Source organism: Luminiphilus sp. nBUS_16 (assembly GCF_051201645.1).
GTDB lineage: Bacteria > Pseudomonadota > Gammaproteobacteria > Pseudomonadales > Halieaceae > Luminiphilus.
In genome coordinates, this window is the sequence record NZ_CP179205.1 from 1,138,486 (window position 1) to 1,164,169 (window position 25,684).

A 25,684-nucleotide genomic window follows, 5' to 3' on the forward strand; every position below is an offset into this window, starting at 1 on the left:
GAGGTTCAGCACCGACGCAGTTAAGTGGTGGGCCCAACCGGGTGAGGTGGGGTTTCGATAAGCGCTGCTTTGAACCAGCAGAAGAAGTGTAACGTCATTTCTGGATGCTGATTTTCGATTTGCAGCCGTCCGAACCTATCCCGAACCTAGGCTGAACGTTAGGCCAACACGAATTCAGCAAGTCGAAGATTCATAACAAGGTTTTACAACCGCATACCAAACTGAGGCCGAACCGACCGCGCTAGTTAATGCCAACTCAATCTGCTGGTACGTTGAGATTGCAAAAGCCTTTTCATCCAGCCGACGGCGCGTAGCAGCTCATGCCAAACGAGCAAGTCTCCTACGAGCTATTAGCCAGAGGAAAAATGCCAGAAGCAATAACAAAAAAACGGGGAGCGCGGGCACAGGAACTCCCAGCTTTGCGGCGATAGCCTGAGCGATCACCTTAATGTCCTCCGCATTGGTCAGTCCATCTTGATTGACGTCATAGAAGCTGGATAGGCCCCAAGAAGTTGCTACATTCTGCGCCAGCTCAAGGTCGCGCTCATCGACAATACCATCGCGATTGCCATCTTCAGCCGCCCAGTCGCCGAGGGCTTGGTATTGCTGTAGCTTTCCCTTGAGCACTTCCAGCGCGAGACCGGCGTCATCGGTCAGACTCGGTGCAGCGAGTAGGTTGAGAGACTCCAGGTCGATGAGCGGGTCGCCGTCGGCGTCTTTAATTAGAAAGAGTTCTTCGATTTCAGTGGTCTTTGGCCCATCGCCCTGAGGGTCATAATCTACCCAGCTTGTAACCACATACTTATAGGTCTCTGTGGCTGCCGCTGACTGACCAGTGGGCAGGACATTCAATAGTGGCTCATTCAGCCTGTGCAAGAACTGATTTGTTGCCCAGCAGGCGGTGAAGCCCGATGACGGTATAGGTGAGCCTGCGGCCGTCAAGCCCGTCGCGCCTGGTCCGTACCAGACCCCATTGTTGTCCTCGCAAACCCCTTTATTGATGGGAGTGACAGAACACGCGGTACCCAACGCGCATGGTGGATTAAATACATCGTTGGGCTGAATGTTTGGCGCCACATTGACAGCCATCTGACTGCGCTGGTTCGCGGTTAACGCATGCGCCATGTTGCCTGCTAGCGAGACGGGACCAAAGGAAGAACTGCTGGATATAAGATTCAGGCCGGCGGCATCAGATATGGCACCATAGATATCAATAATGCTGGTCAAGCCATAGCGAGGAAACCCTGTGTCACCCACGCCAACACCAGCAATCAAGAGCGGTACCTGAACACCGGTTTGATAGACCTGCCCCTTAGCACGAGTGGGATCAAAAGGGGCATTAACGGAGTAACCGAGTGTACCGTTGTCACCCAGTATCACGATCAACGTATTGGCACCTTTTGCGGTAAGTTCGAGAGATCCGCCCGCGCCTGTTCTTGCCATAAGGCCTGACTCGGTCAGTACCCTTCCAATTTCCTCAGACAAAAAAGAGATGACTGCTTTTTGCAGCGCGCGCTGATCAGTCGAGTCGGTGCAGTCAAGAGAGGAGCTGGTCGTTACACCAATACCCGCTGTCCCGAACACCTGAGGGATTTGCTGAAGCGGCGTGTGGGCGGCGCTGTAACTCACTGCGAGGAAGTAAGGCTCATTAGCTGATTGGGCATTAAGCCAGCGGATCGCCTCTTCGGATTCGACCGAGGTTCGATATTCTCGAGCAGTAAATTCATCGATCTGAATCGGTGCACCCGAACTGGTTGGTTTGCTCATTTTCTCCAGCTTGCCAACGTAGTACGCATTCTCCATATCAAAGTCTAAGGTATTCGGTGGCGAGCTCGCGCAGCTAGTCGCTCCGGGATCCAATAAGCCGCCTTGTTCCATACAGGTACGACCAGGCTCGGTGGTCGCCGGAGCACTGATGACGCTACAACTGCCGTCGAATGTGTAGCAAGCACCGGTGTCTGCACCGTGGGTAGAGTCACTCGCAACACTCGGAACAAAGCCGCAGTTGTAGGTACCTTTCGCCGCCACTCCACCTGCAGTGGTGTCAATGGATCTTAAGAATCCGTGCACGTTGCCATAGTAATAATCAAAGCCCGCCTCAATAGGAGTTGTTTTTTCGGCTTGGTTGTTTTCGGGTCCGCCCATATGCCATTTGCCCACCATGGCGCTGGTATAGCCCGCCCGCCCCAGATGATCGATCAAGGTATCCCGATACGGGTTGAGCTGTGAGTTTGCGAGATCACTCGGCCCTAGCGCACCAGTAGTACCGGACATGACCGGCAACTGTCCGGTGAATAGCGCGATGCGAGAGGGTGAGCACTCCGGCATGGCCCATACATTGGTAAACCGTGCACCTGCGTTGGCGATCTGATCCAGCGATGGAGTCAAAGGCGGTGCTGTTCCTCCATAATTAAATGTAGCGAGCTGATCTAGGCCTACGTCGTCCATGATGAACATAACAATGTTGGGCTTGGAGCCGCTGAGCGCCAATCCATTTTTATGGTCTTGATAGCTGTTGAGACAGGCGGCAATTGAGTTGGCACCTGAACCGTTTCTTGGTAATTGACCTTCAAGCCCCACTTTTATCTTCTCGGTGCGGGTGACGAGATTGTCGGGTAGAGAGGTGATGAAAGGAGCGACCCCTTTGCAGTCGTGTAATCCGTATAAATGGAACAGGCGCAGATGCGTGCCGACCGATGTAACGTTAGTGAGCGCATCCACGTTAGGTAAGTAGCTCGAAAAACTGATATCTAAAAAGCCGCCAACTTGGCTAATGCTTCTGAGCCCGTTTATCGAGTTAAGGCGCGCGTTGTTATATAAATCGAGCTGAGCACCAACGGAGGTGATTTGCTCGAGGCCGTCAACAGTGAGAAGCCTAGCGTTATTAAAAATTTTCAGAGCGCCGTCGACGGAAGTGAGCTGAGAGAGCCCCGCTAAGGACTGAATGTCGCCAACTACGGCCTCTTCAATTCGAAGCGATCCAAGCGAGGTGCACCCGACATAATCGTTAGCAAACCTATTGATGGCCGATTGACTGTCTAGCGTGACATCGTCAGAACAGCTAGCGGCCGCAGTGTATTGTGTTATTGGTAGAAGACACAGAGCGACAAGGGCGGCCCTCAGATAGAGGCCCGGTGCGCGGAGTTTGGTGTTCTCTGCGGGGGAGGTTGTATTCACCTACGCCCTCGTCTTTTATGTCGCATTAACAATAAACGTAGCACATTGCCATGGAATCATCTATTGCAACTGTCAGTGGCTGAAAATAACTTGGTCTCGCTTCGGCAGAACGCATGTTTTTATCAGTACGATCACTGGGTTTACCCCGGTTATAAAAGGCATAACGGCATTGGTCCGCGCTGGGCTGTTAAAACAATTTTACTTCGCAGCGTTTACAGCGACGTGAGGTAATGTCGATATAAAGTCAGTGTGAAGTACAGAAAATATAACTGCGGGGGTAGGGCAGTTGTGTCTGCTGCGATTTGAATGAGGGTGGTGGGCCCAGTAGGACTTGAACCTACGACCAATCGATTATGAGTCGGAGAGCGTTTACCGGTGCGCTGTATCGGTGTCTTATAGTTGTTGTGAGAGCGGCGTCAGTGTGGCCGCTAGCTGTTTAAACTGGCCAGCTCCGATTCCAAACGCTTTTTTGCGGTGCCCCGAGGCTTTGCGAGTCGTGCAATCCCTAAGTACACCACCGGTGTCAGGTAGAGGGTGAAAATCGCGGCTAGGCCCAGTCCACCAAAGACCACCCAGCCCACGGCTTCGCGGGCCTCAGAGCCGGGTCCTGAGGCTAATATCAGGGGCACAGCCCCCACAATCGTTGAGACCAGCGTCATGGCGATAGGGCGTAACCGGGTGTGGGCGGCTTCTGCGATCGCTTCACGCACGGAGAGCCCCTCATCTCGCAACTGGTCAGCGAACTCGACCAGTAAAATGCCGTTTTTTGCGATCAAGCCAATAAGCATTACTAACCCAACTTGAGAATATATGTTGAGCGAGGTGCCCGTCATAAACAGCGCAAAAATAGCGGCGGCGAGCCCGAAGGGCACGATGGTCATGATGACGACAGCCGATGTCACACTTTCAAACTGGGCAATGAGTACCAAAAATACGACTAACAGCGCGAAGCCATAACTCATTAAGGTATCTTGGGTTGCCTCATCGAGGGCAGCAGCTTCTCCTCGAGTAATAACCGATATATCTGCCGGTAAAACTTCTTGCGATAGCGCCATGAGGTCGTCAATGGCGGTTTGGAGTGCAACCCCAGGTTGAACTTCAACGTCTAGCTCAATCGCTCGTCGTTGCACGCGTCTGTCTAGCTGACCGGCGACACCGCGTTCGGCGAGGGTCACTACACTCGACAACGGGACCACCGCGTTACTGGCGGTGCGAATGTACAGGTTGACCAAATCGCTGGGGTCGTTGATTTTATCCGCGCCGGCTTCTAGAACAATGGGCACTGTCTGATCATCAACGTTAAGGTCAACCACTCGGAAGCCATCGACCATAACCCGCAGGGTTTGGGCAACATCGTCGAGTGAAACATTAAGGTCAGAAGCGCGTTCGCGGTCTATTTGCACCGACAATTGCGGCTGGGATGGGTCGTAGCTCAATCGTGGCCTGCTGACACTATCCAGTTGCTGGCGAATGGCATCGCTGTAGGTTCTTGCCGCGGCAAACAAACTGTCGTAGTCGGTACCCAGTAGCGCCAGGCTAATGCCTCCAGAAGAAGCGCCGCGTATGTTTAGCGAGTTGCCGCTGAAAATTCGTGTGGTCATACCCGGAATACTGGCGAACAAGGGCTTGAGCTCTGCGGCAATTTCTTGCTGAGAACGGTCTCGTTGATCCCAAGGTACCAACCGCGCATTAATAAACACAATGTTGGGATCCCACCGGCCGATAACGGTGTAGAGGCTTTCGATTTCACCGTTATCAATGAGAGGCACCAAAATATTTTCTAGTCGATCACCCTGACGCTCAACGTAAGCAAGGCCAACGCCATCGGGCCCCCTTGAAAATATATTGAGAGTGCCTCGGTCCTCTGGGGGCAGCAGCTCGCGGTCCAGCTGCCAATACAATGCGCCAGCGGCACTGGCGGCCGCCACGCAAACTAAAAGGGCAAAGATTGGCCAGCGCAGCACATGGTTTAGGCTTCGCTGGTAGAAGCGACTCAGGACCTCGCCTAGGGCGTCGGCACGGCGTGTGCGCGGGTTGTGCGTGGCGAGTCTCGCCATTGCAGCGGGCACAAGGCTCAAAGCGACAAAAGATGAAACGGCGACTGCAATGGCCAAAAGCAGCCCAAATTCTCGAAACAAGCGACCCGCTGTCCCGGGTAAAAAGGCAATCGGAATAAATACGGCAACGAGTACAGCGGTGGTCGCGATGACGGCAAAGAAAACCCGTCGGGTTCCGATCACTGCGGCAACGCTTGACGGGTCACCTGCTGCGCGCCGTCGCTGTACGCTCTCAAGCACAACAATGGCATCGTCAACGATCAGCCCCGTGGCCAGCACCAGCGCCAAGAGGGTGAGAATGTTGATGGAAAAGCCAAGAAGCCAGCAGGCCGCCATAGTGCCCAGCAACGAGATGGGGATAGCGATGGCGGGAATTAATGTGAGCCGCATCGAGCCTGAAAAAAGCCTAATGGTAGCAATCACCACTAGCACGGCGATGCCCAGCGTGAACAGCACCTCTTTTACTGCACCTCGAATAAAGACGGCGTTGTCAGAAATGATCGACAGCGTCAGTTCGCCAGAGTCGGCATTGATTCTATCAATAGCGGTTCTTACGCCGTCTGAGATTTCGATGGTGTTAGAGCCAGCTTGTCTAACGATACCAATGCCGACAACCCGCTCTCCGTTTAAGCGCACAATGCTGTTGGCATCTGCAGGTGAGAAGGTCACCCGGGCGACGTCGCTCACTCGAATTCCGTCTCGTATGACCAAAGACTCGATATCTTGTTCCTGGGTCACGGCGGCATCAGCGCGCACTAGAAGCTGCTGTTCCCCGGCTCTGAAGCTGCCTGCGGGGACGTCTAGTGGCGCACCTCGAAGCACGCTGGCCACATCGGTCACCGTGAGTCCGTAGCTCGTAAGCCTTAGAGGATCGAGGATAACTCGTAGGACCCGTTCGCGAGCTCCGAACAAGGGCACATCGGCAACTCCGGGAAGGGATATAAAGCGCGGCACAATGTCTTGCTCGATACGTCTTGCCAGGGCTTCCTCCCTAAGATTGTCAGCCTTGACCGCTATTCGGAGTATTTCATCGCCTTGTTGATCGGCTTTGAAAACTGATACGGCCTCAATGGCGTCGGGAAGGTCGCGTTCAATACGACTCACCGCCTCTCGCACGTCCGATGCGGCTTTGTCGACGCTAGTACCCGGGCGAAACTCGACCCAGATCCGTGTATTATTTTCTTCGCTGGAAGAATTTATTTCCTGAACGCCGGTAACCCGCGCCACAGCGCCTTCGAGGAGTCGAGTTACCTCGGTATCCATTGTCTCCGGCGATGCCCCGGGGAGCTGTGCTCTGACCATCACCAATGGCCTATCGACATCGGGTAGCTCCCGCACCTCAATGGCCATCAGCGCGGCGATACCCGCTATAGCGATCAGTAAATTGAGCACAAGTGTTAATAGAGGGCGTTTGACGCCGAGTTCGGGAAGGCCGCCGCTCAATGCACTGCCTAATCGATCACCCATTGTTGGGGGCATCCGAATCTGAGCGGAGTTCTGCCGCGGTTCTGGAAGTGTCTTGACCGCTGCTTATTGGGTTGAGGTCCTTAAGCGCCGCGCCCGCGCGGACGGCTTGAACCCCCTCAGTGACAACACGAGTGCCTAGAGGGGCATCTACCTCAATGAGTATTTCACCCGCTAATCGTTTCACCAGTTGGACATCGCGCCGCACCGCCTTACCGTCTACGGATGTCCAAATATAGGCACCGTCTGCTCCCCACTGTACGGCAACATCGGGGACTGCTTTAAATGTGCCACGTTCAGCGCGAACGCTAATTTCAAATGCCATCCCCGGGCGATACTGATCAGACGTATTGTCGATGGCGGCTCTTGCAACAAACGCTCTTGAGGTGGGGTCTATTCGTGAGTCGACGGCAATGACCTCTCCGGGGATTGGTTGATCGGCTCCATCCCACAGTCGCACTTCAACCGAGGTGCCGGGCAAAATCTTTCCCACGTAAACCTCTGGAACTGCGAAATTCACTAGCAGCTGGCTGCGGTCGTCAAGAGTAGTGACTTGGGTGCTCGTATCGATACGGTCGCCAGCATCTATTTCAGTGATGCCCACAACCCCGGCAAAGGGCGCTCGAATGAACCGCCGATCTAGGGTGACTTGAGCTTGATCTAACGTAATGCGCGCGGTGTCAGCCGTCGCGATTGCCGCGTCAATTTGGCTTTCCGGGAGGTTGGTATTTTCAAGGTTGACCTGCTTGTAACGCCTAACTAAGCGCTCGGCGTCGGCCAACTGCACTTCGGCAAGTTCAACGGCTAACCGCTCATCACGGGTGTCCAGTTCAAGGAGCGTGTCGCCAACATTGACCCAAGTATTGGCACTGAGCTGCACCCGGCGCACGATGCCCGCAGCCTCGGGATACAAAACGACGCTTTGCAGGGCTCTGGCAGTACCAACAGCCTGAATGGTCTCGACCAGTGGCTGCTCAACGATAGCTTGGGTCACGACGTTGGTGGCGCCGCTGCGCTGACGAAAATCCATGGCTCCGTTGGTGCTGCTTTTATCGCCACCGCTGCAGCCTGCGGTTGCTAGCGTCATTAAGCCAGCCAAGCACAGCACCGATGCACCACCACGTCTGCGGTTGGTGCGCGGATGTAAGACTAAGTTAGGAATGCTGGAAGCCATAAGTGGGCAGCCTTGGATGACCTTTAGGTATACGCGAAGTCTTACCCTTAGGATGCATGTTGTCATGACGACATAGTACCACCGAGTCATCATAGGACCGGTGACGCCGGAGACTCTATTGCCTATCGACCCAGCAAGATAGTTGGGCTCAAGGGCTCTTTGAAAGACTGTGTGTCCTAAGACGTTTAGCGAGTAACAAGGTGAGTGGCCACCGGCTTAGTGGCCGAGGAACCTTCCACACCTTTGGGTTAGCTTCGAGTCAGCCTTGGGGATTGGAAAACATGTAACCGGGTAAGATAACCTCAATCAGGCGCGGACCCTGTTGTTGCATTGCATCAGCAAACTGCTGATCAAAGTCAGCCACGCTCTCTGCGCGGCTAGCGGACATTCCCATGCCTTGGGCAATATGTACCCAGTCGATAGTGGGATTGCTCAAGTCCAGTAAAGACCGTGCTTTGTCAGAAGGATTCACTACACCGACACGCTCCATTTCAATATTGAGGATGGCATAAGAGCTGTTGTTGAGAAGGACCACGGTGACGTCAAGGTTTTCCCGAACCATGGTCCAAAGTGATTGCACGGTGTACATAGCGCCACCGTCTGCTTGCAGGGCGATAACTTTTTGATCAGGGCAGGCTACTGCTGCTCCCAGGGCTAAGGGCAGCCCTTGGCCGATAGCACCTCCGGTTAGCATGAGCCACTCGTGGGGAGCCGAATAACCGGTGTAAGCAAAGGCACCCATGCCATTGGTGGCCCCTTCATCTGAAACGATTGCGTTTTCGGGAAGGTGGTTGGCGATGACTTTACCCAGCTCCAACATGTTCATGGGCCCGGGTTCCAGCGCATGGGTGGTGGCTGCCTGTAACACGGCCGGTGATTCCGGTGCATCGAGGGCATCCGCTAGCCGTGTGAGAGCATCCAGTGCATCGTGGCGCACGTCGGCCAGTGTTAGGACATCAGCTGTTTCGGCTGGCAGATAACTGGGCTTATCAGGGTAGGCAAAAAATGAGACGGGCGCTTTAGACCCCACCACAACAAGGGTCTCCATATCTTGGAGAAACTCGGCGGCCTGTTCGCCAAAATACGGTAATCGCTCAACGGGAACACGGCCAGCCCCTCGCTGAATGCGTGCGCAAAATGTTTCGCTAATAAGGCGAGCGCCGGTAGCCGCAGCGATTCTGCCAGCCTGCCACAAGGCATCAGCTCGCAGGGCTCGGCCACCCAAAAATAGGGCGCTTGTATCCCCTTGGCGAAGTGCTTGGGCCGTTATCGCGATGGTGTCGTCAGTAACGCGGGGTGTCGTGAGCGCTTTAGCTTTTGGAGCGGCTGCGGAGGTTTCTGACCAAGCATGATCAGCGGGTGCGATGAAACTGGCAATTTGCCCCGGGTAAACTTGGGCGGCCTCCAAGGCTGCGACACCAATTTCGGCGAGTTGCTCGGGGCTTTCAGAGTGCCCAATCCAATCGGAGACGGGAGAGGCAAAGCCTTCAATATCGGATGTGAGTGGTGCGTCGAATTTTCGGTGATAGGTTGCGTGGTCGCCAATCATATTAATCACTGGAGACTGGGCGCGACGGGCATTGTGCAGGTTTGCAGAGCCGTTACCGAATCCTGGGCCAAGGTGTAGCAGCGTTAGCGCCGGTTTGTCTGCCATTCTGCCGTAGCCATCTGCGGCGCCGGTAACAACACCCTCGAATAAACCAAGGATAGCCCGCATTCGGGGTTCGCCGTCAATAGCGGCGACGAGCTGCATTTCCGAGGTGCCGGGATTCGCAAAACAGACTTCCACACCCGCGTCCGCCAACGCTTTAATCAATACATCTGCACCTGTCACTGCGTTTCTCTCTATGTTGGTAGGAAGCGCGGCATATTAGCATCTTGTGCTTTTGGGTGGGGCACAGGTGATTTCTGTTGTTGTCATTGAATTTACTGGCGTTGTGGTTTAATTTGAACTTCGCGTATGTTTTTCTACGCTAAAGAAACCTTAAGCTTGGTTTGTGGTTTCCGGGGCACTGTCTGCGGTTCATCGAGTGTTAGGTCCCTCAAGTGGGCATGGCCTGCAGTTAGCTTGACGCGCGCGTCAGGCGTGGCTGAAACACCAACTACGGTTGCGTTTTTTGGGCGCGGGCTTTGTCGCAGGGCGCTGCGTTTTGTTGGAGCGCTACTTACAACCGTTAAGGTGCCGGCAGCCGCTAAGGCCCCAATAACGGCTCAGATCCCGGGTACATAAGCTTGGACGTGCTTTCTCTGTGCCGGCGGCAAAACGATTAACATTGATTAAGCGGTGTACTTTAAAACGAACAGGCAAGGGCCTCATCATGATTCCAAGAACATTATTTGATTCCGAGCACGAGCAATTCCGTGAGTCTTTTCGCCGATTTCTAGAGGCAGAGGCGGTTCCCCATTACGACCAGTGGGAGAAGGACGGGGAAATAGATCGAAGCCTGTGGACGAAGGCGGGGGCTCAGGGCTATTTATGCCCTACCGTTTCTGAAGCTTACGGTGGCGCCGGTGCAGACTACCGCTACAACGTCATTGTGGGTGAAGAGCTGTCTGACCTGGGCATGGCGGGTGTCGGTTTTATTTTGCACTCAGATATTGTGGTGCCCTACATCGAGAACGTAGGAAACGAAGCGCAAAAGCAGAAATTTTTGCCCAAATGTATTTCTGGAGAAATTGTCACGGCTATTGCGATGACTGAGCCCGGTACCGGTTCAGACTTGCAGGGTATTCGCACATCCGCCGTCGATTGCGGCGATCATTATGTTCTCAATGGTGCCAAAACTTTTATCAGCAGCGGGCAGCAGGCCGATGTTGTGATTGTGGTTTGTCGCACGAATGACGCACCTGATGCCGGTGCAAAGGCCTTCAGCCTGTTAATGGTTGAGCGCGGCATGCCCGGCTTCGAACGCGGCCGCAATTTAGACAAAGTCGGGCAGAAAGCGGCAGATACGTCGGAGTTGTTTTTCAATGATGTGAAGGTGCCAAAGGAGAATTTGCTTGGGGAAGAGGGCATGGGGTTTATGTACCTTATGCAGGAGCTGCCCCAAGAGCGATTGACAATTGCCGCCTCTGCGGTAGCGGCAACTGAAGCGGCTTTGACGATGACCGTAGCCTACGTCAAAGAGCGCTCGGCGTTCGGTAAACGCATTGCTGATTTCCAACACACCCAGTTTCAGTTGGCTCAGCTCGATGCCGAGGTGACGGCGATGCGCACGTTCGTCGATCGCTGCGCTGAATTACACTTGAGTAAAGCCCTCAGTGCAGTCGATGCCTCCAAGGCAAAACTGCTCGCGACGGAATTGCAGTGTAAGGTGGTAGACGATTGCGTGCAGATGCATGGCGGCTATGGCTATATGACCGAATACCCCATCGCCAGGGCGTATGCCGATGCCCGAGTACAGCGCATTTACGGCGGCACCAGCGAAATTATGAAGCTTATTATTGGTCGTGATTTGTTGGCAGCTTAGCGCCGCACGGGTCAAAAATAGCTCAGATTTCGGCGAAACAAACCCTCTAAAAAGATTAGGAGTTTTCAATGTCCCAAGGACCACTCGCGGGTGTCAAAGTTGTTGAATTGGCGGGCATTGGCCCCGGTCCCTGTGCGGGGATGATGCTGGCTGATATGGGCGCTGAAGTTACCGTAATCGAGCGACGATCTCCCAATGCCAATGCTGCGCCAACCAGTCAACAAATGGCGGCGCATACGTTTTATAACCGCGGCAAACGTTCAGTAGCTGTTGACCTTAAAAATCCTGCAGGGGTTGAGTTGGTGCTTAAACTGGTGGCTGACAGCGATTTGTTGATCGAGGGATTTCGTCCGGGTGTTATGGAGCGATTGGGGCTCGGCCCTGATGTTTGCTTAGCGCGCAATCCCCGGTTGGTCTTTGGTCGCATGACCGGCTGGGGCCAAAGCGGGCCATTGGCCCACGCAGCAGGGCATGACCCCAACTATATTGCCCTTAGCGGTGCGTTGTGGCCGGGCGGCAGCACAGATCGCGTGCCCTCGGCTCCGTTAACGCTGGTTGGTGACATTGGCGGAGGCACCATGATCTTGATCTTTGGTTTGCTCAGCGGCTTGTTCCATGCGCAAAAAACCGGTCAAGGCCAAGTGGTCGATGCTGCAATTACCGATGGCTCAGCCTACATCTCGTCACTGCTGCGCATGATGCACAACACCGGTCAGATCAGCGATGAGCCCGGGTCTGGCTGGGCAGATTTTGGCGCGCCATGGAACGACACCTACGCCTGTTCAGACGACCAATACATTACGATTTGCCCCCTTGAACCACAGTTTTATGCAGACCTTCTCGCACGGCTGGGGCTTGGGGACGATCCGCTGTTTGCAGATCAGTGGGATAAAACGCAGTGGCCCGCAGGGAAGCAGCGCATGGCCGCGTTATTTCGCGAAAAAACCCGAGATGAGTGGTGCGCGTTGCTAGAGGGTACGGATGTTTGTTTTGCTCCCGTGCTTAATTTAACCGAGGCAGTTACGCACCCACACAACGTTGAACGAGAAGTCTTCATCACTCGCGACGATGTGGTACAGCCAGCTCCAGCGCCCCGATTTAGTGTTAGCAAACCTTCGGTCGGTAGCTGTCCAATTCCGGGAGAGCACACAGCTGAGATTGTTCAAGGCTTGGGTCTCGATGAAGCGGAGCTTCGTGAAAGTGGTGCAATCTGAGCTTGTTTTAGCGCCTACTGCCGAGTGGCAATGGGGCAGATTAGCCGCGAAAACGCATCTCACCCAGGAAGTCGAGTTTACCTAGGGTGACGCCAAGGTGCCGCAAGATAGCGTATGTGGTTGCGGCGTGAAAATGGACGTTGGGTAGGGAGAAGCTTAGGAGAAAACCGTCAGTGGTGAAGGGCATTTCGCGTTTGCCAATGCGAAAAACCATGTCGTTACCCATGAGCGCATTAATCGCCTCGGGCTCTTGCGCGACGAGATAGTCTTCGGCTTCGGTAAGCAGGCTTTGCAGTTTTGACCAGGTGACATCAGCGACCTTTGGTGGCGGCTCAAATACACCCGCCTGCATGCCCTTCAGTGCACCCATAGAATGGTGCCAAACTGAAATAACCTGAAAAGAAAAAGGCAGCATGTTGTCTCTCAGCTGAAAGTTTAAGGTGGCGTCTAAATCCAAGATATTTTCAGCGGCGGCGTCTTCAGCAAGGGTCAGTGTTTTTGAAACAGCTCGTACCGTTTGTAGATACGATAGAACGCTGGCGTCGTATAGGCTGATTGACATCGATAAATCTCCTGTTATCAACTGGGAAGTCATGTATTAAACGTAGTTAAGGGCGGAGCATACTATGGAAGCGGCAACAGAACTTGGCGGGCACGCACATTATCCTCGTCTTTTTACCCCATTAGATCTAGGTTTTACGACGCTTAAGAACCGCAGCATCATGGGGTCGATGCACACCGGCCTAGAAGAAATGCCCGACGGTTTCGATCGTATGGCGGCTTTTTACGCTGAACGAGCTGCCGGTGGCATCGGCATGATCATTACGGGTGGCATTGCTCCTAACGAAGAGGGTGGCATTGTTGTAAAGGACGAGCAGGGCAACCCGGCTTTTTCTGCCTCAAAGCTCAATAACGACCAGGAGGCTCAGGGCCATCGGCGGGTAACCGATGCGGTACACAAAGCCGCGCCCGACGCCAAAATCTGCATGCAAATTTTGCACATGGGTCCCCTTGCCTACAACGATCAGTTAGTAGCCCCCTCGGCTGTGCGCTCGCGTATTGCCGCCTACACACCGCTAGAGCTGGATGAAGCCGGCATTGAGAAGCAAATAGCCGATCACGCTAATTGCGCTAAATTGGCTCAGCGGGCGGGTTACGACGGCGTCGAAATTATTGGTTCGGCGGGCTACCTTCTGTCCACTTTCTTAGTTGAAAAAACCAATCAACGAACCGATCAGTGGGGCGGCAGTTATACCAACCGCATGCGCTTCCCCTTAGAGGTGGTGCGTCGGGTTAGAGAGGCCGTGGGCGATGATTTTATTGTGATCTTTCGCATCGCGGCCATGGATATGTTGCAAGGAGGCATGAGTTGGGACGAGGTGGCTGAGCTGGCGCGGGAGCTCGAAAGCGCTGGCGTTACGATGATTTCGACTCACTTTACCTGGCACGAGTCTCAGGTGCCTACCATTGCTACCATGGTGCCCCGCGCGGCCTTCACGGGGGTGACTCATCGCGTACGCAATGAGGTATCAATACCTGTGATTACGTCGAATCGCATCAATACCCCCGAGGTTGCCGAATCGGTGCTGGCACAAGAGGATGCCGATTTAGTGTCCATGGCGCGCCCCATGTTGGCAGACAGCCAATTTATGCGTAAAGCCGACGCTGGCGCCGCTGATGAAATCAACACCTGTATCGCCTGTAATCAAGCATGTTTAGACCACACGTTTAACTTCAAAACCACTTCCTGCTTAGTCAATCCCAGGGCGTGTCACGAAACGCTGCTCAACTACAACCCTACCGATAACCCCAAGTCGGTCGCAGTTGTGGGTGCGGGGCCTGCGGGGCTTGCCTATGCCACTGTCGCGGCTGAACGTGGCCACCGGGTGACCTTGTTCGATGCCTCAGGTGAAGTGGGCGGTCAGTTTAATTTGGCGAAGCAGGTGCCCGGTAAAGAGGAGTTCCACGAAACGATTCGCTACTACAAAAAACAACTCGAAAAATTAGGTGTTGATGTGCGGCTAAACACTCGTGTCGATGTTGACACCATTGCTGCGGGTAATTTTGACCACACGATGGTCGCCACGGGCATTATCCCGCGGCAACCCGATATTCCCGGTATCGACCACCCGATGGTGATGGGCTATATCGACGCGATTAATGGCACTCGGCCTATTGGTAAAAAAGTGGCTGTGATTGGCGCGGGGGGAATCGGCTTCGACGTGACCGATACAATTACCCATGAGGGTCCCTCTGCCGCTCTTGATATTGACGTGTTTGCTAAGGAATGGGGTGTCGATTTTGAAAACCATCCTCGAGGGGGTGTGACTGGTGTAGAGCCTGTTGTTGCCAAAGCTGATCGTGAGGTCTGGCTGATGCAGCGTAAGGAGACAAAAGTCGGTCGTGGGCTAGGCAAGACCACAGGGTGGACCCACCGTCTCACTTTGGGGCGCCGCGGGGTAAACATGCTGAACAGCGTGGAGTACGTGGGCATCGACGACGCGGGTCTGCACCTATTGATCGGTAATCAACCCCGGACCCTTGACGTTGACACCGTGATTATTTGTGCGGGCCAGGAACCTCTGCGCGCCCTGCACGATGAACTGCAAGCTCGGGATATTTCCTCTGAGCTTGTCGGTGGCGCTGAAGAAGCCCTGGAGCTTGATGCCAAAGAGGCAATCAATCAGGCCAGCTGGCGTGCTGCAATGATTTGACGGCCCGCAGCTGATGGCCCACATGGGCGTATGCAGTGCATAGGTGCCATTGAAGCATCAATTCTAGGCCTAAATATTAGGCCTAATAGTCACTAGAAATGGTGTAACGCCGCTCTACCTTCGCGGCTCTGTCTCGACTGCGAAAAAGGGCTTGGTGGATTATTTCGTTAGCGAAGTCTTCTGTTTGGTCATGAAAGTGCGGGTCCAAAGGGTCATCAAAATGATTGCCGTATTGATGGGTGCCTTGAACGGTTTGTTCGCCATTGGCGTCCCATCGTACGAGGTAATAGAGTCCATCACCCCCGGTGACCCGATTGAAAGTGGCATCATCTTCGTTGGGCGCCGCGTAGGCTGCACGTAGCGTGTCGGGTCCGCCCGCCATAGCGTAGTGGGTGTCGCCGCGGCCATGTCGGTTTACCTCGCCCCAAGTAGGGCGCATTCGGCCGGTCATTTCGACAATTTTCTCGACACAGTCTTGCAGTGTTGCTCTGGCGTCAGGCACCGCCGTGCCGCCGCTTTCTGACAGCCATTCTGCCGCTAGCACGCACACCCCCAGAGGGGCGTTTTGATTGCCTTTATTGGTGGCACGATCCCACTCCTTGAGGACACGTTGGGCTTCTTGCAACTGCGGATCGACGAGCTGCAGCGTTGCCACCTTTCGAAGAAAACCCATTCCTCGATAGTTTTCGTCGTAAGTGTGGTCATGCTTTATGTCTAAAAGCTGTTGTTCCGAGACGGTGTTGTGCCGCGCAAACAGTGAAAGTCCGCGCACGGCTCGATTGGTCATACGGGTTTGCCAGCCGCCATTGGGTGCGACGCTACCGGGATCCGGGTTGCTACCGGCTTCGGTAATGGCGAAGGGCGATTGGTTAGTACTGAGCAGGAAGCCGGAGTCAGGATTGGTGACCTGCGGCATCATGCGCGTGTCGTAATAGCTTTTCCAGATAAGATCCGAGCGATCTCCCGGCAAATATTGAGACCAATCCCAGCCGGGGGCGCGTTTGGGCATTTGAGCGTTGTGAATAAAGTGGATGTTCCCGCCCTGTCCGGCATAAACGAAATTGAAACTTTGAATATGATTGAGGGCAATCGCGTCTTGCCATGCTTCAAAGCTCCGGGCCCGGTTCATGGCCCGCCACTGCTCAACTTGCTTTAACTCGCCCATGCCTGAGTAGCGCACGGCATAGGTACCGTGCGCGGTTTTTAGCACTGGACCATGCACCGATCGGTAAACGGTTTCCGTGACTGACCAGGGTATAAACCCCCAGATCAGAACTTCGATTTTTACCTTTTTCTGTTCCAATTCCAGCCATTGCCCGTCGAGTCGGTATCGGTCCTCATCGTCGGGATCAATGTCTAAAACGAAGACATCGACAAGATCCGGCTTGTTAACGGTTGCTCCCCAAGCCGTTTCAGGGGTGAAGCCCACGCCGATAGCGGGCGCGCCGGGAAACAGGCCTCCCATCACATTGAGGCCGGTTTCAGATTGGAGGTGTGCCTCGTACCAGGCTACTGGTCCGGTTAACGGTTGGTGGGAATTAATCACTAACATGGTCGAGCCATCAGCACTTCGCTGGGGCCCTACCGCGATTGCATTAGAGCCGATGGGTTGTTCATTTAGCGTGACGCTGCCGGCGGTGGCAATGGGGCGGGCTCGAGTCTCTCCTAACAACTCAGTCACTGTGCTTTGGAAGCCATAGAACAGCGGGTGTCGCAGCATGTGACCGGCAATGACATCCTTGCCCGTGACCGGCAATACATCGAGTGACACCGCCTCTGGGTGCTCTTTGGCGTAGCGGGTTACGCCTGCAGCATAGGCCTCCACGTACTCCCGGGTTTCTGGCTTTAAATCACTTTCGTAGCGCAGCTCAAGATCGTCCCAGAGGCCTAGCCAATGAACCACATAATCTTGCTTGGCGGCGTCTGGACCAAAAAAGCTCCCTGCATTACCTCGATAGTAGGGGATCATGGCTTCGATAACTTTCCAGGTATCCTCAGCCATTGCGTAACCCAGCCCATAGGCAGCATCGGCATCCGTAGCGCCCTTGATGTGCGGCACGCCCCAGATGTCTCGTTCTATGGTTGCTTCCCAAGCGGCCACGGAGGCAGGGAGCCCCAACAGGGCTAGGGAGAAAATGATTGGCGCAAAAAACTTAGGCATGTTGACTCCGAGGTTCGGGGGCTCGTCTGTCTGCTTAGACTGCAGCGGTAAAATGCGGTCGAGCAGCGCCTCGATAAAAAAGGCTGCGGCGTTCAGTGTGTTAGAGAGTAATTGGTCATTATGGCTACGAAAATTCTGACGGGCTAGACCAAGTTTGCCCTTAGATTTTCAAGCTCGCTGCTGTGAAGGCAGCGATAGCTTCAGGTGATGTAGGGCCATCTTTGGGTCCAGTGTTAGGCGGTGCCGCGTTTGACTGGTTTGCTCTATAGTGACGTCGATACGCGCCCGGTTCGCTGGGCCTTGGCAATCAATTTATTAGGAATCTCATTACTAGTGGACCTTATTCAGCTCGCAGTTCCCTTTTTCTTGTTGGCGATGGTGTTTGAGCTTGTTTTTGGCATCGTTCGGGGTCGGAATACCTATCGCTTAAACGATGCGTTTAGCAGTTTAATGCTGGGGATTCTGAGCCAGGCAAGAAAGTTCGTCGTTTTGGGGGCGGGAGGATTTGCATACGCTTGGGCGGCAAAACAGACGACGATTACGCAGTGGTCAGTAGATTCGGTTGGGGCCTGGATCATCGCGTTCGTGCTCTACGACCTTTGCTACTACTGGCAGCACCGAATAGGTCATGAACGGCAGTTTTTTTGGGCTGCACATGTCGCCCACCATCAAAGCGAAGATTACAACCTATCGACGGCTCTGCGCCAAACTAGTACCGGCTTTTTACTGGGGTGGGTCTTTTATGTGCCATTGTTCCTGCTAGGAATCCCCGCCGAGATGGTGGTTACCGTTGGAGCGCTTAACCTCATTTATCAATTTTGGGTGCACACACAGCATATCCCTGAGCTGGGTTTGATGGAGCGCGCATTTGTAACGCCCTCCAATCATCGGGTGCATCACGCGCAGAATGATTGCTATCTGGACCGTAATTATGGGGGTGTGTTCATTATTTGGGACCGCCTTTTTGGGACTTACCAACGGGAATTGCCGAATGAGCCCTGCGTTTATGGTATCAGGGGGCCTATACGAAGCTGGAACCCGCTAGTGGCTCTGACCCACATTTACCGAGATATGTTCGATGACATGCGTCGAACCGCGAGTTGGCGCGATCGATTTCGCGTTCTGTGGGCGCGAACCGGTTGGCAGCCCTCAGACGTTAGTAGCACTTGGCCCCGACAAAAGTCTGATCTTGAGGAGTTCGTACGCTATGACCCTGAAGTGTCTGTGCCTCGAAGGGTTTATGGCGGATTGCAGTTGGCCGCTGCAACGGCTTTATTACTTTGGGGCCAACTTGAAGTCCTTTCTGCTGCAGGCTACTGGATGTGGTGGCTATTGTTAATTTGGACGGGCGTAGTGACGGCAGGGTGGCTGCAGGGTTGGCGCTTATCAACGCTGTGTTTACTGGATGTGCCTCGTTTAGTAGTGGTTGCAGTGGCGCTGGTCGTTGTGATGCCTAGCGTGGGTTGGCTGTTGGCTGGTTACCTGTGGTGCGGCATCAGCCTGGCGATCATAGCTTGGGAATTTGGTGATGCGTTTAGGCGCGACACGGCTAGGGTTTGATGGCCAAAATATAAGCATTGCGCCTTCGAGCCCAGTTGGCATTGCTGCCCGCGCTGCGAATTGGCCGCGAAGTATGAAGTAGGGGATGGCGCAGCGGTGCGAGGTTTGCTCAGACAACGGCCCCTAAGCAGGGCACGCTTTATCGCCGGAGACGGCGAACTGCATGCTTGTAACTCGAGGGCCCGAGCGGGGCGGCAAGGCCGTCGTTGACGCCCTTACCCCCTTTGCTTTATAGCGAAGAAATGTAAGCGGCGAGATTGTCAATATCTGAATCTGCCATTGGCTTGGCGACTGGCCACATCATTGCCGACTGACCGCCGCGTTGCTCACCGCCGCGATAGGCGGTCAACTTCATTGCAATGTCGGATCCTGGCTGCCCCTGCAGTTGAGGCCCAATTCCGCCCTCGCCGTTGCCGCCATGACAAGCAACGCACTGGCCGTAATACTTTTCCCCTAACGCGGCCGGGGAAGCTGCTGCAAGCGCTTCCTGTTTCACTCGCTCGACATCAGCAATGCTGCCACCGTTTTCGGCCTTCCAGTCGGCATAGCACTCATCGACGCACTGGTTTTTGTTGCCAGTCCAGCTGGGATCGTTGTTCTGCATGCCTGTCCAGGTCAAACCGGAGATCACGAGCATAAACAGGAGTATGGCGAAATTGCTATTCATCGTAGTACGGGCTCCAAAAGGACGGGGATAGAGAGTTTGCGGTGGCGAATATTAAAGGGTTTTGGCGGGAAGTAGAACCCATGGCCTAGGCACTATTGCCGAAGGGTGAGGGTATCGCCTTGCTGGACCATTTCTAGATGCTTTAAAAATGACATGCCCAGCAAAACTTCGGCAGTGGCGAGGCCTGGTGCGATCTGTGCCGGCACATTGTTTTGCTCAATCGCCCCCAGTTGTACGGACTTGAGTTGTGTCAGGAAGCCTTGCGCATTGCCATTGGCTGTTCGGGTCACAATGGCTTTGCCTCTCGGGGCACCAGCGCGCTGGGCTAACTCGGGCGAAATCGCTACGCCAGTAGCGCCTGTGTCCAACAGAAACGTCACGCCCACCCCGTTTATCGTACCGTTGGCCACGTAGTGCCCCATGCGGTTTCGCTGCAGAACCACCTCGGTGCGGCCATCTTCCCCTCGGGTGGAATTGACTGTTCGATTAGGGTTGCTTCGATCATCGAGTTTCCCCTGAAAAAATGAAGTCATCATGCCCAGTAAGAGCACCCAGGCAATAATAGACATCCCGCGGCTTAGCCCTCGAGTTGACTCTGGTTCTTCGGGGGACTTGGAGGGTTGTTGTCCCAAACTGGGACTCCTTTTCAATGGTTAACAACAGGGTTTTTGCGACGACATGGGCCATTTTATTGGCCCTTTGGTGACCCGCAGTGCTGGATGAAGAGCGTCCCGGGGACTCGGGTCAATGTGCTGCGGCTTACTGATCGAATTCCGCTCCTAGGCCGTATGGTGACAGTGTTACGGCTTTCGGTGCATTCTACAACGTAGCGCCTCCCTGTGTTGACTAAGCGGGAGGCCTGCATAATCCGCCGATTACTGAGTGGCTTTGTTGACGGGGCGCGCCGTTCAGCTGATTCAGGTTGTCGTTAACAACTGAGCAATTAAAAAACTGAGGTTTACTATGTCCTACCCCTACGTCGGAGAGCAAAAGGTTCGCTTTGCAGACACAGATGCTAATGGCCACGCTTATTTTGCGACCTATCTGGTCTTAGCCGATGAGGTGTCTGCAGACTTTTGGGCGGAGCTGGGCTGGGACTTCAACAAGATTCATGAGCAGCCGACACTCACGTTTACGGTGAACGCTAACATCGACTTTGTTAGCGAATGTTTACCGGGTGACTGGGTAGATGTTGGTGTTGCTTTTACAAAGCTAGGTAACAGCAGTCTCACCTCAGAGTGGGAAATGACAAACCGCCGAACGGGTGAGGTTGCGGCCCGAGGAAGTTTTGTCAGCGTTTTTGTCGATAAGAGTGATCGCAAACCCTGTCCTATTCCTGCGGCTTTGCGCACGGCCATTATTGCGCTGCAGCCTGAGTTAGCTTAGTGACGCATCCGGTTATTCCCGAAGGTAATCCTCAGGGCAAAGGGCTGGTGCCGATACTCGACTCGCTCAATGCGCTACAGCCTTGGTCCGTTGATAAGAAGTCTGGAGAGGCAATTCTTAGAGACTTCTGTCTTTCGACGCTGGTGCTGTCTGCCCGTTTTGATTTTAGGGTCGTGCCGGGGAAAACCTATTTTCTCTATCGGCAGGACGACGGCTGGCGTCTGTCTCTCATTTCTCCTCAAGAATGGGGGGAGCGTTTAGCCGGGCGTTGGGTTGCGCAATGTGATCTGCGCACGGATATGACTTGGGATGTCAATCTCGCCCCCGAAGTTGCTCATGATGCTGAGCTGGTAAATGCACTGGAGGCGCATTTGCGCGGTTTTGTCGAGAGGATTGATGGCGCCGATAGCTTGGAGGCAGCCCTCCCTGTTTATGAGCAGCAATTGCCATATCAGCAACGCATGATGGCAACTGCACTGTCATCTTCGCTGCAAACATCGCTGTTGCTGTCCGGATTATCAGGCCAGTCAGGGCAGGCATGGTTGGGCAACGGTGAATTGAAAACGCTATTGCTGCGTGCTGAATAATCTGAGTTTCATCCTCAGCTTGCTGTCCAGTTGCCCCCGCCATTTGCGCTGAGTAGCCCACGTCATCAGCGGCGCGGGGCGCAAAATATCCTAGGCGTTTAAACAAAAGTCTTGAACTCAAGTCAATGCCGCAACAGGCTGGGGGCTTTGGGGTCGCAATAGGATTCACCATGACGCGCAGTGAATTAAGTCGGCGGCTGAGTGCAGTAATACCCAATGCTGATTTGGAGGTCGTTGCGCTCCCCGAGGTCCCTGGAATACGACTCGCGCTGCTGCAACAGTCTTACCCTCAGCATCTGCTGGACAACGATACAGTCGCTAAGATCATGAATACTCCCATGTATTGGGCGTTTTGTTGGGCATCTGGACAGGTTCTGGCCCGATTTATCTTGGATAACCCCCACTATGTAAAAGGGCGCAGAGTGCTAGATTTTGGCGCTGGCTCTGGTGTTGTTGCAGTGGCAGCCGCAATTGCGGGCGCGAGATCGGTAGTGGTTTGCGACACCGACCCACTCGCGCTGCTTGCCTGTACCTGTAATGCCGAGCTGAACGGTGTGGTGCTCGAGCATGCCTCGTCATTAGACAGCTACAGTGGTGAGATCGATATTATCTTGGCCTCTGACGTTCTCTACGATAGGGCGAATTTGTCGTGGCTACAGGTATTTCTTAACCGTGCGCCTTCAGTGCTGGTTGCCGACTCACGGGTACGGGATTTCAGTGCTGAGAACTATCAGCTACTGAGTGCCAATAGTAGTTACACTTTTCCCGACCTCGATGAATCTCAAGAATTTCGGCGGGTAAAAGTGTATCTTGGCTGCCGAACTTAACGGGTTGTATACGACCTACTTAACAGAGGTGTTTTCGATGTCTAATCCCGCGTTCGTCAGTGTCCCCTGGGTCCAAGCCAATTTTGAGGCGCCGGGTATCAGCATTATTGATGGCTCTTGGCACATGCCTGCCGCGGGGCGCGATGCCCGCGCTGAATTTGCGGAGAAAGCACTTCCCGGTGCCGTATTCTTCGATATTGAACAAGTGGCAGATACCGCTGCAGAACTACCTCACACCTGTCCCACGACAGAACAGTTTGCCCAAGCCATGTCGGCGATGGGCATAAAAAACACCGACTTTATTGTTATCTATGACACGCAGGGTTTGTTTACTGCGGCCCGTGTTTGGTGGTTATTTCGTTTGTTTGGACACGAGCGGGTCGCGATTATGGAGGGCGGGCTGCCGGCATGGGAAGTCGCTAACCTGCCCACGTCTCCCGGCGAGGCCTCTCAATTGCAACCTGAGCCCTATTCTGCCGTGTTTAATGACGCGCTTTTTGCGGCCCATCACGACGTTGGTCGTGCCGTTGAAGCGCAGGATGTTACTATTTTTGATGCGCGGTCGGCCGGGCGTTTTTCTGGCGCAGAATCCGAGCCCCGACCGAACCTCCCGAGTGGGCACATGCCCGGTGCTGTCAATATTCCGTTTAACCTGCTCATTGATTCAGCGACCGGTGGATTTAAGTCAAAAGATCAGCTGCGTAATATTTTTGGCGACGCACTGTCTGTTGAGCGGGGCATTATTACGACTTGCGGTAGCGGTGTAACGGCCTGCGTGTTGGCTTTGGCGCTGTATCATCTGGGTATCACAGCTCGAGTGTACGACGGGTCTTGGACTGAGTGGGCTAGCCAACCCGATGCTAACATCTGCGTTTTGAGCCCCTGAAATTCGCTGAGCAGCGTGGCTGTATTTTGGTGTAGGCTTTGGCCTCTGGGTGCTTTTAATCGCTTGAACATGTCGCAGATATGGAGCGCCGTCTAGGGTAATGGCTGGATGAAGGTTGAGTCTTTGAAGAAGCAAACTTTCTGTCGAATTTGTGAGGCAAGCTGCGCACTGGAGGTATCTGTCGAGGCCGGTGCGGTAGCGCGCATAGAACCCCGTAAAGGCCACCATGGGACCCTAGGCTTCGCCTGCATGAAGGGGTTGGCTCAGGGTGAGATGTATAGCTCGCCTGACCGTTTAACCACACCTCTCAAACGCGTGGGTGATCGTTATGAACCGGTGAGTTGGCAGACGGCGCTTCATGAAATTGGCGCTGTTGTGCGCGCAGAACGCGAGGTTAGCCCCCATCGGATTGGTATGTACGTAGGGACAGCGGCAGGTTTTAGTTTACTGCACCCTATTTTTGCCCAGGGCTTTATGGAAGGCATTGGCTCGCGCAATGTTTACAGTTCCGCAACGCAGGATTGCGCACATCGTTTTGCTGCAGCCCAAGAAATCTACGGCTTTCCATTCACGCAGCCTTTTCCCGATTTAGACAAGCTCGAATTTCTACTGATTCTTGGGACCAATCCAGTTGTTTCCAAATGGACGTTTTTGCAAGTCGCCCATCCTGTAAAGAGGCTTAAAAGCATCGTAAAACGTGGCGGTCGCGTTGTGGTTGTTGACCCTCGAGAGACTGAGACCGCCAAAGTGGCTGGTGAGTATCAGGCTATTCGTCCCGGAACGGACGTGTATTTTCTACTCAGTTTCCTACACGTGCTGGTTGATCTGTACCCGCCGGAAAAAACGCTGGACGTACAGTATTTTGATGGCATCGAACAACTCGAGTCTCTTGCCAAAGATTGGGCCCCAGAACGCACAGCCACAATAACGGGTATTGCCCCCGGCCAATTGAGAGACCTTGTTGGCGCATTTTGTCGTGCTCAAGGTGCTGCCATCGCGACGGGTACGGGGTTGGGTATGGGGGGGCAGGGCACCCTCGCCCAGTGGTTGGTTGAGGTCATTATTGCCCTCAGTGGTAACTTGGATCGGGAAGGCGGTCATTTAATTGGTGAGGGAATCTTCGACTTTGCAGCCTACGCCAAGCGCAAGGGGTTGTTTGCCCGAGATACGCGCTCGAGGGTTGGCAACTTCCGCAGTTTAAACGGTGCCATGCCCGGTGGCATATTGGCCGATGAAATTCTAACACCGGGAAAAGAGCAGGTCTCAACCTTATTTGTCACCGGGGGTAATCCTTTGATGACAATGCCTAATGCCGAGCGCCTTCGTTCTGCCTTCACAAAATTGAAGCTTTTAGTGGTGACCGATATTTATTTAAATGAGACGGCCAGCTTGGCGGATTACGTCTTGCCGGCGACTTCGCCGTTAGAGAGACCTGATTTGCCCTTCGTTTTTCCACTGTTTTTAGGCTTGCAGTCGATTCCCTATTTGGCGGCAACCGAAGCGGTATTGGCGCCTCCGGGCGAGACCCGCGACGAGGCCACAATTTACACACAACTCGCGACAGCCTGCGGAGTGGGATTGTTTGGTTCCAAGTTGCTTCAAAGCGTTTTGAGTGGTCTCACTTGGCTGGGTACGTTGCGGGGTTGGGGCTTCCCTCAGCGCTGGCTGCTTAATCGTATTTTAAAACACAATAAGGCACCCGGTTTTCGGGAACTACTCGACCATCCCGACGGGTATCCTGTGGCTAGCACCAAGTCCGGTAGTTTTTTGGGTAAACGCGTAACCACCGAAAACGGTAAAGTACAGCTGGCGCCTTCAGATTTTGTGGCACGGTTGGCAGAGTTGGCAACACCCGCTAGCGGTACCACATCGCCGGGCGACTTCAGACTGATTTCAAAGCGACGCCACAATACCCACAACAGTTGGACCCAGAATGTGGCTTCTTTGACGCGAGGCGATAACGAACAAACGAATGTGGCTTATATGAACCCAGCCGATTTGGCAGGCTTAAAGCTTTCGGCTGGAAGCGCTGTTGATATTACTTCTGCAGCGGGGAGCATCCGCTTGCCCGTAGCGGCTTTGCAAACCTTGGAGCGGGGCTTGGTCTCGGTACCTCATGGGTGGGGGCACCAGCATGCTCAAGGACTCAATATCGCCAACAAGCTGCGGGGGGCCAACGTCAATATTCTCGCATCTGATGGCCCTGAGGGTTTGGAGCCGCTCTCGGGCATGGCGCACTTAACCGGTATTCCTGTAAACGTTGTGCCATCTTCAGAGCCTGTGAATCCCCACAGCTGGTCGGGTATTTGATCAAATGGTTGCTGTCATCTTGCGAGATCT

Annotated in this window: 17 protein-coding genes; 9 read left to right on the forward strand and 8 right to left on the reverse strand. The window is 54.1% G+C overall.

Annotated features, from left to right (window positions below):
• Window positions 1–318: 318 nt before the first annotated feature.
• The 4 genes from ACMAY6_RS05110 to ACMAY6_RS05125 form a co-directional block, all read right to left on the reverse strand.
• Entirely contained in the window at window positions 319–3,177 is a 2,859-nt protein-coding gene (locus ACMAY6_RS05110; protein WP_435215012.1) for a sulfatase-like hydrolase/transferase, read from the reverse strand.
• 428 nt (window positions 3,178–3,605) lie between these two features.
• Complete coding sequence (locus ACMAY6_RS05115; protein WP_435215013.1) at window positions 3,606–6,701, reverse strand: efflux RND transporter permease subunit; 3,096 nt, start codon at window positions 6,699–6,701, stop codon at window positions 3,606–3,608.
• Window positions 6,694–7,785 (reverse strand): efflux RND transporter periplasmic adaptor subunit, encoded by a 1,092-nt coding sequence (locus tag ACMAY6_RS05120; RefSeq protein ID WP_435215015.1) that lies wholly within the window; start codon window positions 7,783–7,785, stop codon window positions 6,694–6,696. Before ACMAY6_RS05120 ends, ACMAY6_RS05115 begins: the two co-directional genes overlap by 8 nt.
• Window positions 7,786–8,131: 346 nt before the next feature.
• On the reverse strand, window positions 8,132–9,706 hold the full coding sequence (locus ACMAY6_RS05125) for an acetolactate synthase large subunit (protein WP_435215016.1): 1,575 nt from the start codon (window positions 9,704–9,706) through the stop codon (window positions 8,132–8,134).
• 484 nt (window positions 9,707–10,190) lie between these two features.
• On the opposite strand from ACMAY6_RS05125, the gene ACMAY6_RS05130 reads away from it, so the two are divergent.
• Together ACMAY6_RS05130 and ACMAY6_RS05135 are read left to right on the forward strand one after the other, a co-directional pair.
• Window positions 10,191–11,342, forward strand: coding sequence for an acyl-CoA dehydrogenase family protein (locus ACMAY6_RS05130; protein WP_435215018.1), 1,152 nt, complete (start codon window positions 10,191–10,193; stop codon window positions 11,340–11,342).
• 68 nt (window positions 11,343–11,410) lie between these two features.
• On the forward strand, window positions 11,411–12,556 hold the full coding sequence (locus ACMAY6_RS05135) for a CaiB/BaiF CoA transferase family protein (RefSeq protein WP_435215019.1): 1,146 nt from the start codon (window positions 11,411–11,413) through the stop codon (window positions 12,554–12,556).
• A 40-nt stretch (window positions 12,557–12,596) separates the two neighbouring features.
• On the opposite strand, the gene ACMAY6_RS05140 is transcribed toward ACMAY6_RS05135, so the two are convergent.
• Entirely contained in the window at window positions 12,597–13,118 is a 522-nt protein-coding gene (locus ACMAY6_RS05140) for a DUF1993 family protein (RefSeq protein ID WP_435215021.1), read from the reverse strand.
• Window positions 13,119–13,182: 64 nt separating this feature from the next.
• Between ACMAY6_RS05140 and ACMAY6_RS05145 the strand changes: the two genes are divergently transcribed.
• Window positions 13,183–15,270: an FAD-dependent oxidoreductase gene (locus ACMAY6_RS05145; RefSeq protein ID WP_435215023.1), complete on the forward strand. Its 2,088-nt coding sequence runs from the start codon at window positions 13,183–13,185 to the stop codon at window positions 15,268–15,270.
• Between the two features lie 82 nt (window positions 15,271–15,352).
• On the opposite strand, the gene ACMAY6_RS05150 is transcribed toward ACMAY6_RS05145, so the two are convergent.
• On the reverse strand, window positions 15,353–17,431 hold the full coding sequence (locus tag ACMAY6_RS05150) for a penicillin acylase family protein (protein WP_435215025.1): 2,079 nt from the start codon (window positions 17,429–17,431) through the stop codon (window positions 15,353–15,355).
• A 249-nt stretch (window positions 17,432–17,680) separates the two neighbouring features.
• Between ACMAY6_RS05150 and ACMAY6_RS05155 the strand changes: the two genes are divergently transcribed.
• Window positions 17,681–18,991: a sterol desaturase family protein gene (locus tag ACMAY6_RS05155; RefSeq protein ID WP_435215026.1), complete on the forward strand. Its 1,311-nt coding sequence runs from the start codon at window positions 17,681–17,683 to the stop codon at window positions 18,989–18,991.
• A gap of 229 nt (window positions 18,992–19,220) precedes the next feature.
• Here ACMAY6_RS05155 and ACMAY6_RS05160 read toward each other — a convergent pair whose 3' ends face one another.
• Both ACMAY6_RS05160 and ACMAY6_RS05165 read right to left on the reverse strand, forming a co-directional pair.
• On the reverse strand, window positions 19,221–19,658 hold the full coding sequence (locus ACMAY6_RS05160; protein ID WP_435215028.1) for a c-type cytochrome: 438 nt from the start codon (window positions 19,656–19,658) through the stop codon (window positions 19,221–19,223).
• Between the two features lie 92 nt (window positions 19,659–19,750).
• A complete protein-coding gene (locus tag ACMAY6_RS05165) occupies window positions 19,751–20,290 on the reverse strand; it encodes a retropepsin-like aspartic protease family protein (RefSeq protein WP_435215030.1) in 540 nt (179 codons plus the stop codon).
• A gap of 331 nt (window positions 20,291–20,621) precedes the next feature.
• Here ACMAY6_RS05165 and ACMAY6_RS05170 point away from each other — a divergent pair, with 331 nt between their 5' ends.
• The 5 genes from ACMAY6_RS05170 (at window position 20,622) to ACMAY6_RS05190 (ending at window position 25,654) form a co-directional block, all read left to right on the forward strand.
• Entirely contained in the window at window positions 20,622–21,044 is a 423-nt protein-coding gene (locus ACMAY6_RS05170) for an acyl-CoA thioesterase (protein ID WP_435215031.1), read from the forward strand.
• Window positions 21,044–21,631, forward strand: coding sequence for a DUF2452 domain-containing protein (locus ACMAY6_RS05175; RefSeq protein ID WP_435215033.1), 588 nt, complete (start codon window positions 21,044–21,046; stop codon window positions 21,629–21,631). The genes ACMAY6_RS05170 and ACMAY6_RS05175 overlap by 1 nt, the downstream gene beginning before the upstream one ends.
• A 170-nt stretch (window positions 21,632–21,801) precedes the next feature.
• Entirely contained in the window at window positions 21,802–22,458 is a 657-nt protein-coding gene (locus ACMAY6_RS05180; RefSeq protein WP_435215035.1) for a class I SAM-dependent methyltransferase, read from the forward strand.
• Window positions 22,459–22,495: 37 nt separating this feature from the next.
• A complete protein-coding gene (locus tag ACMAY6_RS05185) occupies window positions 22,496–23,344 on the forward strand; it encodes a sulfurtransferase (RefSeq protein ID WP_435215037.1) in 849 nt (282 codons plus the stop codon).
• Between the two features lie 123 nt (window positions 23,345–23,467).
• Window positions 23,468–25,654 carry a molybdopterin-containing oxidoreductase family protein gene (locus tag ACMAY6_RS05190; protein WP_435215039.1) on the forward strand — a complete coding sequence of 729 codons (2,187 nt, stop codon included), beginning with the start codon at window positions 23,468–23,470 and terminating at the stop codon, window positions 25,652–25,654.
• Window positions 25,655–25,684 lie beyond the last annotated feature (30 nt).